Raw genomic sequence first — 13,584 nt, 5'->3', positions numbered from 1 at the left:
ATGGAGCATGAGCATGGTGTCGTCCCCTTCACAAGATGCGCACCATGCCCTTCCCGATGCCGAAACTCTGGCCTGGCTGCGCCTGCTGCTGACGCCGGGTCTTGGACGCACCACGGCACGCCGCCTGCTGGCCAAAGCCGGCAGTGCAGACGCGGTCTGGCGGCTGCCGCTGTCAACATGGGCTGAATGCGCCACTCAGGCTCAGATCAAGGCTCTGACAGAGCTCCCGACAGACTGGGAAAAACATTGCAGCACCCTGGCTCGATGGCTGGCCTCGCCCGCACCGGGTACCTTGCACACCGTGATCCATCTGGGCAACTCTCAGTATCCGGACTGCCTGCTGCAGACCGAAGATCCGCCCCTGCTGCTGTTTGTCCAAGGTCCAGCGGCACTGCTGGCATCTGCCCGGCCCTGGTTTCCCTACCCCGCCACCCTGGCAATGGTGGGCAGCCGCAATCCATCCGCCCAGGGCGTCATCAATGCGCGCAGCATGGCGCAGGCACTGGCCGAGCAAGGGCTGTGCATAGTCTCAGGCCTGGCACGCGGCATAGATGCAGCTGCCCATGAGGGAGCACTTCAGGCCCGCTCAGGCCCTACCCCCTGCACGATTGCCGTCGTCGGCACCGGACTCGATCAGGTCTATCCGCGTGCGCACGCCAAGCTGGCACAGCAAATTGCGCGCAACGGGCTGGTCATCAGCGAATACCCGCTGGTCAGCGAGCCCCTGCCCCGGCATTTCCCTCAGCGCAACCGCATCATCTCCGGCCTGTCGCAAGGCACCCTGGTGGTGGAAGCCGCCCTGCAGTCTGGCTCGCTGATCACGGCCCGCCTGGCCAACGAGCAGGGGCGTGAAGTCTTTGCCATCCCCGGCTCCATCCACGCGCCGCAGGCCAAGGGCTGCCATGCGCTGATACGCCAGGGTGCCAAGCTGGTGGAAACCGCTGACAACGTGCTCGAAGAGCTTCAAGGTCTGAAGCTCGCGCCGACCAGAGCCGAACCAGCGCAGGAAGCTGTCAAAAACAAAGCACCGACACCGGATAACCCGTTGCTGCAGGCGCTGGGCCATGACCCCATGACACTGGAGTCCTTGAGCGATCGCACGGGCTGGGATGCTGCCCATTTGCAGGCGCAGCTGATGGAACTGGAGCTCGACGGCCTGGTCGCGCGCCTGCCTGGCGGCCTCTACCAGCGACTTACACAAGGCTGAAACGCCCCGGAACTCACGCCCCTGCGCAAAGAGACACCAGTAGGATGCGGCGCCTGTGGGTCAGGCCAGCCTTTCCGGATTCGCCTGAATTTTCTGCAGTGCATCGCGCGTGGCGCGCACCGTCAGGGCTTCGGCGTCATGCACCGCGAGCAAGCCGGCCTGCAGATAGGTCGCCATGCGTTGCGCCTGCAGCAGATAGCAATGGCCATCCAGCGAGGCGAACAAATGCAGATGCTTGCGACGGCTATGCCAGACATATTGCACCTGCACACGGGCACCGTTGTGGTCCAGCGTGAACCAGCGACCGCTTTCCAGCGACTGGGCCCACTCCAGCATGGCGGGCTCCACCGGGCTGTCCGTGTTGGGAATGACGTTCAGATCGCCCGCATCCACGCCCAGCATCAGCTCTATGCTCTCGCTGGACAGCGGCATATCGTCGAGCTTGCCATCCTCGCTGATGTATTTCTCCAGCTCCGCCAGGCGCTTGGCCATGGCCTCGATACGCTCGGCCGGAATGGCTGCCGTCTTGGACATGAAGGCCTGGGCCAGCGTATCGGTCAACACCTTGATCGCGGCCGACTGTGCATCGCCGGTCACGCTCACCAGCTCCAGTCCTTCACGCAAGGTCTGCAGCAAGGTCGGCAAGCCCTGGATGACACGCGCGCGCTCCTGACGCAAGGGCTTGGCGCTGGCCGACCAGACCAGCTCGCTGGCCGCCTGCTTGAGGCGCATGGCCCGTGCATCCTTGGCGCCATAGCGCACGGTGGCCATGGCCAGCACATCGGCCCAGGACTTGAAGAGAAAGTCTCGCACCTCTTCGCGCACCGGCATGTCGGTGAGCATATTGCGCAGCTCTATGGTGTATTGGATGGCCAGCGTCTCCTTCTGCTCCACCTGCTGAGCCACGCTGGTGATCTTGGCCGTGGACCGATTCTGGGCAAAATGCCTGGTGAGGAATTCCTCGAACTCGCGCAGCACCAGGGCAAAGACCTTCTGCCCGGTTTCAGGGTACTGCTCTATCACCTGAACCACGCGGCGGATCTCGGTCTCCAGCGCATTGCCGTTGATGCTGCTGGCGTCAAAACCCATGACGCAGGAGCCCATGCGGTCGATCAGCTTGCGCGCCGGGTGATTGAGGTCGCTGAAGAACTGCGGCTCGGCCAGGGCCACGCGCAACACGGGGACCTGCAGGCGCGCGAACCAGACGCGAATGGACGGCGGCAGCCGGTCTTCCGAAAGAATGCTCTGGAACATCAGCGCCACCACCTCGATGGTCGCCTTCTCGCTCTTGGTCTCGGCCTTTTGCTTCCAGTCGGCCGAGCGTTCGCGCACCAGATTGACCAGTTGGTCGATCGCTGCCGGACTGTAGTCCATGGCGGGCATGGCCATGGCCGAACCGGCCGCAGACGGATACTGGGCCTGGAGCTCGGCCGCCATCAGCTGTTGCTGCTCCTGCAGCGCCTGCGCCAGAGCGGCAGACGCAGGAGGCATGGGAACGACAGGCGCGCCAGGCATCAGTCCTGGAATGCCGACCGCAGGCTGGCTCAGCACCTGGCGCAGCTGATTCATGGCATCCAGCGCGCGATGGCGCGCCCGCGCCAGCATGCCCAGGCCGGCGCTGGCGCCTGGCGGCAGGGCAATGCCCGGAGCCATCCCTGGCCCGGCGCCCAGACCTGCAGCCATACCGGCCGGCATGTACTGCATGGCAGAGTTGCTCCAACCCGCATCGGACGCATTGCCATAGCCACTGCTGGCGCCCAGATGCATGGCACCGGTGGACGGGCCACCCTCGGTACGTCGCACGCGCAGCGGCGCATCCTGTGCCTTGCTGACGCCCTTGGCATCGAGCAGCTTGTGCAGGATGCTGTATTCGGACTCCATCAGCGGTGCCAGCGCATTCTGCAAAGGCTCCACGGCCCTGAGCAAATGCTTGCGCTCCATGCCGCTGCCAAGCCATTGCTCGACCAGATGCAGACAGATGGTCTCGGCACGGAACATGTCCCGAGAAGCCAGCTCATGGCCCTCCAGCGCCTGAATGCGCAGGCGCATGGCCTCGAAGCCGGGCTGCAGCGTCTCTCCCATGGCCAGAGCCATGCGGGAGGCCAGAATCCTGTTTTCGACGACATCGTCGCTGAGCAGCTCGAAGGTCAGCGGAGCCGAGCCCGAAGCATTGCTCTCGGCTCCACCAGAGGGTGGCTTGCGCGCAGCCTGCTGCAGCGCCTGAACACCTGCCTGCAACCAGGCGTCCTTGTTCTGCTGAAAGCCGACCCAGGCCTCGCGCCACTCCTGCATCTCCTTGGCAGTGGAGACGGCACTGCTCTGGTTGGAGAGGAATTCATCCAGCTGCCGAGCGACCTTGGGCAGGCCCTGACAAATGCCATGGACCCAACGCAAGCGCGCCTGCCAGCCCAGCTGTTGCGGGGCCGCAGGCGCGGTGGAGGAAGACTGCGAGAGAGCCATTCCGTAAGTGTAATGGCGGCAGAAGCAGTCATGCACCCGCCGCAATGGTCAAAGCGTCAGACCACGGCTCCCGCGTTGGGATCATTGGGGTCTTGCGACCCGGACTTGGCGGGAGCCTTGACCAGATCTTCGCGCTTGACGCCCAGCCACATGGCAATGGCAGCCGCCACGAACACCGAAGAATAGATACCGAACAAGATACCGATCGTCAGCGCCAGCGCAAAGTAATGCAGGCTGGGGCCGCCAAAGAAGAACATGGACAGCACCATGGCTTCGGTCGAGGCGTGAGTGATGATGGTCCGGCTCATGGTCGAGGTGATGGCGTGGTCGATCACCTCGTGGGTGCTGAGCTTGCGGAACTTGCGGAAGGCTTCGCGGATACGGTCGAAAATCACCACGGACTCATTGACCGAGTAGCCCAGCACGGCCAGCACGCCTGCCAGAACGGAGAGCGAGAACTCCCACTGGAAGAAGGCGAAGAAGCCCAGGATGATGATCACGTCGTGCAAGTTGGCAATGATGGCCGCCACGCCGAACTTCCACTCGAAGCGAAAGGCCAGATAGATGATGATGCCCAGCACCACCATGCCCAGCGCCATCAGGCCGTTGTGCATCAGTTCATCGCCCACCTGCGGGCCGACAAACTCGGTGCGGCGCAGCGTGACCTCGGCATCCTCGGCCTTCAGTGCAGTGATCACCCGCTCACTTTGCTGAGCAGTCGTCACGCCCTTTTGCACAGGCAGACGAATCATCACATCCTTGGATGTACCGAAATTCTGCACGATCACATCGGCATAGCCGAGCTTGGAAACGGTTTCACGCACCTTGCCGATATCGGCAGGCTGGGTGTAGGCCACTTCCATGACCGTACCGCCCGTGAACTCCACGGACAGATGCAGGCCGCGCGAGAACAGGAAAAAGACGGCCAGCGCAAAGGTGATGAAGGAAATCGCGTTGAAGACCAACGCGTACTTCATGAACGGAATGTCTTTTTTGATGCGGAAGAACTCCATGATCTTCCTCCTTAGTTGTTGCTGCCGCGACCGGCCACGGAACGGTGACCCTCACCCTCAGGCTTCCAGACCTGACCGATGGAGACGCTCTTGAGCTTCTTCTTGCCGCCATACCAGAGGTTGACCAGCCCGCGAGAGAAGAACACTGCAGAGAACATGCTGGTCAGAATGCCGATGCAGTGCACCACGGCAAAGCCGCGCACCACGCCCGAACCGAAGGCCAGCAGGGCCAGGCCGGCGATCAGCGTGGTCACGTTGGAGTCCAGAATGGTGTGCCAGGCGTTCTCGTAGCCTGCATGGATGGCCGCCTGAGGCGAAGCACCGGCACGCAGCTCTTCACGAATACGCTCGTTGATCAGCACGTTCGAGTCGATGGCCACGCCCAGCGCCAGCGCCATGGCGGCAATGCCGGGCAGGGTCAGCGTGGCCTGCAGCATGGACAGAATGGCCAGCAGCAGCAACACGTTCACCGACAGAGCAATCGTGGAGAACACGCCGAACAGCATGTAGTACATGCACATAAAGGCCGCAATCGCCACCATGCCCCAGACCACGGAGTGAATACCGCGGTTGATGTTGTCGGCGCCCAGGCTCGGGCCGATGGTGTATTCCTCGATGATTTCCATGGGCGCGGCCAGCGAGCCGGCGCGCAGCAGCAGCGAAGTGTCGTTGGCTTCAGCCGTAGTCATGCGACCCGAGATCTGCACGCGGCCGCCGCCGATTTCGCCACGGATCACGGGAGCCGTCACCACTTCGCCCTTGCCCTTTTCGAACAGGATGATGGCCATGCGCTTGCCCACGTTCTCGCGCGTCACGTCCTTGAAGATGCGCGCGCCCTTGGCATCCAGCGTCAGGTTGACGGTGGGCTCCTGGGTCTGGCTGTCAAAACCGGGCTGTGCATCCGTCAGGTTCTCGCCGGTCAGCGTCACCTGCTTTTGCACGATGATGCTCTGGCCGTTGCGGTCCAGGTATTTCTCGGAGCCGAAAGGCACGGGGCCGGAGCCCATCTCGGCAGCACGCGCTTCGGCGGACTCGTCCACCATGCGCACTTCCAGCGTGGCGGTGCGGCCCAGAATGTCCTTGGCCTTGGCGGTGTCCTGCACGCCGGGCAGTTGCACCACGATGCGGTCCAGGCCCTGCTGCTGGATCACGGGCTCGGCCACGCCGAGTTCGTTTATACGGTTGTGCAGCGTGACGATGTTCTGCTTGAGCGCCTGCTCCTGCACCTTGCGCAGGGCTTCGGGCTTGATCGAGGCCACCAGCTTGAAGCCCGTGCCGTCAGGCGTGGAAGTGGCCGCCAGATCGGGGAACTGGTCCGCGATCAGATTGCGCGCCGCCGTCAGCGTGGCTTCGTCGCGCACGCGAATGGTGACGTTGTTGCCGTCGCGGCTGACACCGCCGTGGCGGATATTCTTGTCGCGCATCGAAGAGCGCAGATCGCCCGCATAGCTCTCGGCCTTCTTGGTCAGGGCCGCCGCCATGTCCACCTGCAGCATGAAGTGCACGCCGCCACGCAGATCCAGACCCAGATACATGGGCTTGGCGCCGATGGCTGTCAGCCAGTCGGGCGAGCGCGACACCAGGTTCAGCGCCACGATGTAGGAGGGGTCGGTGGGGTCGGAGATCAGGGCCTTCTGGATGACGTCCTTGGCCTTGAGCTGCTCGTCGGGCGTATCGAAGCGGGCGCGCACCGAAGTGCCTTCCAGCGACATCGATGTGGCTTTGACACTGGCTGCGCTCAAGGCAGATTCCACCTTTTGCAGCACCGCGTTGTCCACCTTGACGGTGGACTTGGCCGAGGACACCTGCACGGCAGGCGCTTCACCAAAGAAATTGGGCAGGGTGTAGAGCACCCCCACCAGCAGCGCGATCACGATGATCGCGTACTTCCAGACCGGGTATCGGTTCATGATCGCGCTCTTTTTTTTACAGCAACGCACAACGGGTACGCGCACTCTGGTCGAGCGCCGTACCCCTCAAAATCCACAGCGGACAGGCTTACTTGGCCGTGCCCTTGGGCAGCACCTGCACCACAGCGGAGCGCTGGATCTGGACTTCCACGCCGGAAGCCACTTCGATGTAGATGAATTGCTCGGCCATGCGGGTCACGGTGCCGATGATGCCGCCGGCGGTAGCCACTTCATCACCCTTGGCCAGCGCGTCGATCATGGAGCGGTGTTCCTTCTGGCGCTTCATCTGTGGACGAATCATCACGAAGTACAGCACCACGAACATCAGCACCAGAGGCAGCATGCCGGTGAGCGAACCCATGAAGCCGCCTTCAGCAGCGGCGGCAGGAGCGGTCTGGGCGAAAGCAGAAGAAATGAACACGAAAAAGACTCCGAAAGAGTGAATTTGTCAGGAATAGGTCCCGGCAGGCGCGCACTTGCGCGATCTCGCCAGGTCAGCGGGACATTGTATTCGGCTGGCTTGTACCCAAGATTGGCATGGGCAGCCGCGCAGCACAGGCATTCCCTGATGCGATGGGGACCTCCCTTCCCACATCAGCAACGCCTGCAAAAAACATAGCTATCAGCGAATTACCTGTCTTGCTTTGTGACTGTTTTATATTTGAATATCAATCAATACAGGCGCTGGCAGCTATCAAATTCAGATAGCCCACTGCCAGCATCGCCTCTGGCCATGAATACAAAGGCCGGGTTGCCCCGGCCTTGTTGTGATGCGCCTCGGCGCAATTAGTTCACTGCCATCAGCTTGACTGCTGGCGCAGCAGCTGCAGCCGAGCCATTCCAGCGAGTCATCAAGGACTGCCACTTGATGCGCGCAGCCGCCAGATGGTGCTCCTTCACGTGGCCGTAGCCTCGAATGTCTTCGGGGATGGAGGCGATCTCCACGGCCAGCGCCAGCTTGTCGGTCGTCAAACCCGTCAGCAGGGTTTCGATGCACTGGCGGTATTCGACGATCAGGGCGCGCTCGGTACGGCGCTCCTCGGTGCGACCGAAGGGATCGAGCGCCGTGCCGCGCAATCCCTTCATGCCGGCCAGCCAGCCTATGGCCTTGCGCATCCAGGGGCCATAGGATTTTTTGAGCAGATGGCCCTGCTCGTCCTTCTTGGCAAAACCGGGGGGCGCCAGGTGATGGACGAGCTTGTAGTCGCCCTCGAACATCTCGCTGATCTTCTGGGTGAAGGCCGCATCGGTGTGCAGACGCGCCACCTCGTACTCGTCCTTGTACGCCATGAGCTTGAACAGATAGCGCGCCACGGCCTGGGACAGGCGCGTGCCCTGGGCCAGCGGCTCTTCCGCTGCGCGCACCTTGGCCACGAAGTCGCGGTACTGCTGGGCATAGGCCGCGTTCTGGTAGGCCGTGAGGAATTCCACACGCTTGTCCAGCATTTCCTCCAGCGACGGCTTCTTGACGAACTGGATCACCTGCGATGCCTGATACAGAGCGCGCACGGCCTCCAGATCGTGGGCGCAGCGGCGGCCCCATTCAAAGGCCTCCTGGTTGCGCGCCACCTGCACGCCGTTGAGCTCCATGGCGCGCATCAGCGAGGCATGGCTGAGCGGCACCCGGCCTTTTTGCCAGGCGTAGCCCAGCATCATGGGGTTGGCGTAGATGCTGTCGCCCAGCAAGGCCGTGGAGGCCTTCTCGGCGTCGAAGCTGCCCAGGGCGCCATGACCCACGGCCTCGGCCAGCGCCGTGGCGCAGCGTGCGGCAGGCGACTGCCAGTCGGGGTTGCCCACGAAGGTGGCCGTGGGCGCGGCATGGCTGTTGAGCGCCACATAGGTGCGCCCCGGCTGCATCACGGACAAGGTGGTGGGCGTGGCCGCCACGATGGGGTCGCAGCCTATGACCAGATCGGCCTTGGCCATGTCCACCTTGGTGGTGTAGATGGCATCGGAGCGGTTGGCGATCTGGATATGGCTCCAGGTGGAGCCGCCTTTTTGCGCCAGACCCGCCGCATCCTGCGTGACCACGCCCTTGCCTTCCAGGTGTGCGGCCATGCCCAGCAGCGAACCGATGGTAATCACGCCCGTGCCGCCGACACCGGCCACCACGATGCCCCAGGCCTGCTCGGCCACGGGCAGGACGGGCTCGGGAATAATGGGAAGAGCCTCCAGGCTGCCCTTCTTCTCCTGCTTGGGCTTCTTGAGCTGACCGCCCTCGACGGTGACGAAGCTGGGGCAGAAGCCCTTGACGCAGGAATAGTCCTTGTTGCAGCTGTTCTGGTTGATGCGGCGCTTGCGGCCGAACTCGGTCTCCACGGGCTCGACCGACAGGCAGTTGGACTGCACCGAGCAATCGCCACAGCCCTCGCAGACCAGTTCGTTGATGACCACGGTCTTGTCGGGCGTGCTTAGCACGCCGCGTTTGCGGCGGCGGCGCTTTTCGGTGGCGCAGGTCTGGTCGTAGATGATGGCCGTGCAGCCCTTGAGCTCGCGGAACTGGCGCTGGATCGCATCCAGCTCGTCGCGGTGGTGGACGGTCACGCCCTCGCCCAGCTTCACGCCATCGTATTTCTCGGGCTCGTCGGTGACGATGACCAGCTTGCCCACGCCTTCGGAGAGCAGGCTGTTCATGATCTGCAGCACCGAATGGCCTTCGGGCCGCTCGCCCACGCGCTGGCCGCCCGTCATGGCCACGGCGTCGTTGTAGAGCACCTTGTAGGTGATGTTGGTGCCGGCCGCAATGCTCTGGCGGATCGCCAGCAGCCCGCTGTGGAAGTAGGTGCCGTCGCCCAAGTTGGCGAAGACATGGGCCTCCTTGGTGAAAGGCGCCTGCCCCACCCAGGTCACGCCCTCGCCGCCCATTTGCGTGAAGGTGCTGGTGCGGCGGTCGGGCATCCAGGTGGTCATGTAGTGGCAGCCGATGCCGGCCACGGCGCGCGAGCCTTCGGGCACGCGTGTCGAGGTGTTGTGCGGGCAGCCGCTGCAGAACCAGGGCGTGCGGTCGCCGGTCGAAACCTCCTTGGCCGCCTTGATCGCCGCTTCGCGGGCGTCGAGCACGGCCAGACGCTGCTGCATGCGCGTTTGCACATGCTCGGGCACGCCCAGCTTCTTCAGGCGCTGGGCAATGGCGCGCGCAATGATGGCGGGAGTCAGATCGGCTGTGGGGCGCAGCAGCCAGTCGGTGCTGGGATTGGGCAGCGACCATTCGCCGCCATGCTCGTCGCTGAACTTGCCCACCACATTGGGGCGCACGTCGTCGCGCCAGTTGTAGAGCTCTTCCTTGATCTGGTATTCGATGACCTGGCGCTTTTCCTCGACCACCAGAATCTCCTGCAGGCCGCGCGCGAAATCGCGCGTGATGGTGGCCTCCAGCGGCCAGACCACGTTGACCTTGTGCAGCCTGATGCCCAGCTGGCGGCAGGTGTCCTCGTCCAGCCCCAGATCGGCCATGGCCTGGCGCGTATCGTTATAGGCCTTGCCGCTGGCGATGATGCCGAAGCGGTCGTTGGGCCCTTCGATCACATTGTGGTTGAGCTTGTTGGCGCGCACATAGGCCAGGGCTGCATACCACTTGTAGTTCATCAGCCGCGCTTCCTGCTCCAGCGGCGGATCGGGCCAGCGGATATGCAGGCCGCCGTCCGGCATCTGAAAGTCTTCGGGCAGGATGATGTTGACGCGATCCGGGTCCACCAGCACCGAGGAGGAGGACTCCACCACCTCCTGGATCGTCTTCATGCCCGACCACAGGCCCGAGAAACGGCTCATGGCAAAGGCATGCAGGCCCATGTCGAGGATGTCCTGCACATTGCTGGGGAAGAACACCGGCGTGCCGCAGGCCTTGAAGATATGGTCGCTCTGGTGCGCGGCCGTGGAGGACTTGCTGATGTGGTCGTCGCCCGCGATCGCAATCACGCCGCCATGCTTGGCCGTGCCCGCCATATTGGCGTGCTTGAACACGTCGGAGCAGCGGTCCACGCCCGGCCCCTTGCCATACCAGATGCCGAAGACGCCGTCGAACTTCTTGGTTTCAGGATAGAGATCGAGCTGCTGCGTGCCCCAGACGGCCGTGGCGCCCAGCTCTTCGTTCACGCCGGGCTGAAAGACGATGTGATTCGCCTCCATATGCTTTTTGGCCGCCCACAGGGACTGGTCGTAAGTGCCCAGAGGCGAGCCACGATAGCCGCTGATGAAGCCGGCGGTATTGAGCCCGGCCTGCGCATCGCGCAGCCGCTGCAGCATGGGCAGGCGGACCAGGGCCTGCACGCCGCTCATAAAGGCGCGGCCGCGGGCCAGGGAATATTTGTCGTCCAGAGTCACAGACTCCAGGGCGCGACGGACTTCATCGGGCAAAGGGGCATTCATGGCTTGTCTCCATGTGGGTGACCACCCGTGGCAGCTGTTGGCTACCAGAGCAGCATATTGCTTTGGGCATTCCTGCGCCAGAGGCATGGAACGCGAGTTGTTTGAGCAAAGTTTAAGGAAAACGCCCCGAATAGAGCTTTCTTTTTATTGCCGGGATTAACCTAGTTTTTGAAAGAATCTTGCTGTAAATTGCGAATCATGAACCAACTTGATCGCTTCGACTGGGCCATCCTGAATGAGCTGCAAATGGATGGCCGCCTCACCAATGCCGAGTTGGCCCAGCGCGTGGGCCTGTCCGCCGCGCCCTGCTGGCGACGCGTGCGCGCGCTGGAGGAGTCGGGCTATATCACCGGCTATCACGCCACACTGGACCGCCACAAGCTGGGCCTGGGCGTGCTGGCCTTTGTGCGCGTGGATGCCGCACAGAACACGGCCGACATCACGCTGCGCATGGAGGAAGCCATTCGCCTGCTGCCCGAAGTCACCTCCTGCCACTACATCAGCGGCGCGGGCACCTTCGAGCTGCAGGTCGTGGCCAGGGATCTGGAGAGCTTTTCCGGTTTTGTGCGCAATGTGCTGCTGCGCCTGCCCAACGTCAAAGACGTGCACACGATTTTTTCGCTGGGCGAGGTCAAGTCCAGCAGCGCGCTGCCGCTGCCCAGCACGCTGACGCATGCCTGAGTGCCGTTCGCACCAGGCCGGCATCCTTCAAAAGTGGAGCATGTACCGCTTTATTCATCTGCGATGTGGACTCAATCAACATTGAAATCCTTGCCCAAAAAGCGCTGCAAGCTCACTTATCAGTAGCACTCAGGAGATGAGCAGCATCGAGCTCCGAGCCAGGCAGGTTTGAGTAACTACGTATTTGTCACATCAACTTTCCTGCTACAGAATCATGCCCCATGGCCCACGATGATTCCGCAGAGCGCGCTTCCCACAATCCAATAACTTCAGAATCCGGCCAGGTCCCTGCAGGCAAGCTGCTGGAAGATCCCTCGGCCATGAATGACGGCGGCGCGCCGCCTGCCGCAGCCCCGGGCGTCTGGACGCCGCTGGCCACGCCCACCTTCCGCATGCTGTGGATGATCTGGATGACGGCCAATATCTGCATGTGGATGAACGATGTGGCGGCTGCCTGGCTGATGACATCGCTGACCACCTCGCCCGTGCTGGTGGCGCTGGTGCAGTCGGCCTCCACCCTGCCGGTCATGCTGCTGGCCCTTCCCAGCGGGGCGCTGGCCGATATCCTGGACCGACGCCGCTACTTCATCGTCACCCAGTTCTGGGTGGCTGCCGTGGCCCTGTTGCTGTGCCTGGCCGTGCTCTCGGGCCAGCTGACGCCCTATCTGCTGCTGGCCCTGGTGTTTGCCAACGGCATCGGCCTGGCCATGCGCTGGCCGGTGTTCTCCGCGCTGATCCCGGAGCTGGTGCCCAAGCACCACCTGCCTTTTGCGATGGCGCTCAACGGCGTGGCCATGAATGCCTCGCGCATCATCGGCCCGCTGGTGGCGGGTGCCCTCATTGCCAGCCTGGGCAGCGCCTGGGTGTTTGTGCTCAACGCCGTGCTGTCCATCGTCTCGGGCTTTGTGCTGCTGCGCTGGAAGCGCCAGCAGCCCGCCAACCCGCTGGGTCGCGAGCGCCTGGGCTCGGCCATGCGCGTGGGCCTGCAGTTCATCCAGGAGTCGCCGCGCATGCATGCCGTGCTGCTGCGCACCGTCTGCTACTTTCTGCAGGCCGCCGCCATCATGGCCCTGCTGCCGCTGACGGCCCAGCGCCTGGACCACGGCACGGCCAGCAGCGGCAGTGCCGGCACCTTCACGCTGCTGCTGGCCTCCATGGGCGCGGGCGCCATCCTGGGCGCCATGCTGCTGCCGCGCATACGCCAGATGCTGTCGGGCGAGCGCACGGTACTGGCCGGCGTGGCCGCGCAAAGCCTGGCCACGCTGACCGTGGCCTTCGCCCCCCATATCGCCGTGGCCGTGCCGGGCATGATGCTCTCGGGCATGGCCCTGCTGGCCACGGCCAATACGCTGGGCGTGGCCGCGCAGATGGCCCTGCCCAACTGGGTGCGGGCACGCGGCATGTCCATCTACCAGATGTCCATCATGGGCAGCACGGCCATTGGCGCCGCCATCTGGGGCAAGATCGCCAGCCTGGGCTCGGTGCAGATCAGCATGGCCGTGGCCGCCGTCAGCGGGCTGACGGCACTGCTGATCGTGCAGCGCCTGAACCCGGACCGCGACATCGAGGAAGACCTCAGCCCTTCGCGCGCCTTCACGCCGCCGACGGCAGCGCTGCCGCCCGAAGCCGGCCGCGTGGTGGTGACCATCGAGTACCTGATCGACCCGGCCAGGGCCGGCGCCTTCCGCGACCTGATGCAGCTGAGCCGGCGCAGCCGCCTGCGCCAGGGCGCGCTGTCCTGGAGCCTGCTGCACAGCATGAGCCAGCCAGAACGCTTCGTGGAGCAGATCACCGACGAATCCTGGACCGAGCATCTGCGCCGCTTCGAGCGCGTGACGACCGCCGATGTGGCGCTGCGCGACCGCAAGCTGAGCTTTCACAAGGGCAAGGAGCCGCCCGTGGTGCAGCGCTACTTCACCGACGCTCTTTAAAAGAGAGCTTACAGCGC

Annotated in this window: 8 protein-coding genes; 3 read left to right on the top strand and 5 right to left on the bottom strand. The window is 63.6% G+C overall.

What is annotated here, in order from left to right:
- Positions 1–13 precede the first annotated feature (13 nt).
- Complete coding sequence (gene dprA / locus AAIL66_RS16540; protein WP_343497248.1) at positions 14–1,207, top strand: DNA-processing protein DprA; 1,194 nt, start codon at positions 14–16, stop codon at positions 1,205–1,207.
- 60 nt (positions 1,208–1,267) lie between these two features.
- On the opposite strand, the gene AAIL66_RS16535 is transcribed toward dprA, so the two are convergent.
- The 5 genes from AAIL66_RS16535 to AAIL66_RS16515 form a co-directional block, all read right to left on the bottom strand.
- Positions 1,268–3,667 (bottom strand): DUF1631 domain-containing protein, encoded by a 2,400-nt coding sequence (locus AAIL66_RS16535; protein WP_343497247.1) that lies wholly within the window; start codon positions 3,665–3,667, stop codon positions 1,268–1,270.
- Between the two features lie 56 nt (positions 3,668–3,723).
- The gene (secF, locus tag AAIL66_RS16530; protein ID WP_003066813.1) at positions 3,724–4,680 is read right to left on the bottom strand and encodes a protein translocase subunit SecF; all 957 of its coding nucleotides are present in this window, start codon (positions 4,678–4,680) and stop codon (positions 3,724–3,726) included.
- Between the two features lie 11 nt (positions 4,681–4,691).
- Complete coding sequence (gene secD / locus AAIL66_RS16525; protein ID WP_034351013.1) at positions 4,692–6,590, bottom strand: protein translocase subunit SecD; 1,899 nt, start codon at positions 6,588–6,590, stop codon at positions 4,692–4,694.
- Between the two features lie 88 nt (positions 6,591–6,678).
- On the bottom strand, positions 6,679–7,011 hold the full coding sequence (yajC, locus tag AAIL66_RS16520; protein ID WP_003066810.1) for a preprotein translocase subunit YajC: 333 nt from the start codon (positions 7,009–7,011) through the stop codon (positions 6,679–6,681).
- A 365-nt stretch (positions 7,012–7,376) separates the two neighbouring features.
- Positions 7,377–10,955 carry an indolepyruvate ferredoxin oxidoreductase family protein gene (locus AAIL66_RS16515; RefSeq protein WP_343497246.1) on the bottom strand — a complete coding sequence of 1,193 codons (3,579 nt, stop codon included), beginning with the start codon at positions 10,953–10,955 and terminating at the stop codon, positions 7,377–7,379.
- Between the two features lie 198 nt (positions 10,956–11,153).
- Between AAIL66_RS16515 and AAIL66_RS16510 the strand changes: the two genes are divergently transcribed.
- On the top strand, positions 11,154–11,636 hold the full coding sequence (locus tag AAIL66_RS16510; RefSeq protein ID WP_003060152.1) for an Lrp/AsnC family transcriptional regulator: 483 nt from the start codon (positions 11,154–11,156) through the stop codon (positions 11,634–11,636).
- Positions 11,637–11,857: 221 nt separating this feature from the next.
- Complete coding sequence (locus tag AAIL66_RS16505) at positions 11,858–13,567, top strand: MFS transporter (protein ID WP_059440027.1); 1,710 nt, start codon at positions 11,858–11,860, stop codon at positions 13,565–13,567.
- The last annotated feature ends 17 nt before the right edge of the window (positions 13,568–13,584 follow it).

This window comes from Comamonas sp. F1-6, assembly GCF_039581415.1.
Lineage (GTDB): Bacteria > Pseudomonadota > Gammaproteobacteria > Burkholderiales > Burkholderiaceae_C > Comamonas > Comamonas thiooxydans.
The sequence above is the reverse complement of the archived record's forward strand: the minus strand, read 5'-3'. Positions and strand labels throughout refer to the sequence as shown.

Excerpts from the sequence above, each read along its gene's own strand:
- dprA (WP_343497248.1), top strand. The coding sequence starts at position 14 with ATGGTGTCGTCCCCTTCACAAGATGCGCACCATGCCCTTCCCGATGCC.
- secD (WP_034351013.1), bottom strand. The coding sequence starts at position 6,590 with ATGAACCGATACCCGGTCTGGAAGTACGCGATCATCGTGATCGCGCTG.
- secF (WP_003066813.1), bottom strand. The coding sequence starts at position 4,680 with ATGGAGTTCTTCCGCATCAAAAAAGACATTCCGTTCATGAAGTACGCG.
- AAIL66_RS16515 (WP_343497246.1), bottom strand. The coding sequence starts at position 10,955 with ATGAATGCCCCTTTGCCCGATGAAGTCCGTCGCGCCCTGGAGTCTGTG.
- AAIL66_RS16510 (WP_003060152.1), top strand. The coding sequence starts at position 11,154 with ATGAACCAACTTGATCGCTTCGACTGGGCCATCCTGAATGAGCTGCAA.
- AAIL66_RS16505 (WP_059440027.1), top strand. The coding sequence starts at position 11,858 with ATGGCCCACGATGATTCCGCAGAGCGCGCTTCCCACAATCCAATAACT.
- AAIL66_RS16535 (WP_343497247.1), bottom strand. The coding sequence starts at position 3,667 with ATGGCTCTCTCGCAGTCTTCCTCCACCGCGCCTGCGGCCCCGCAACAG.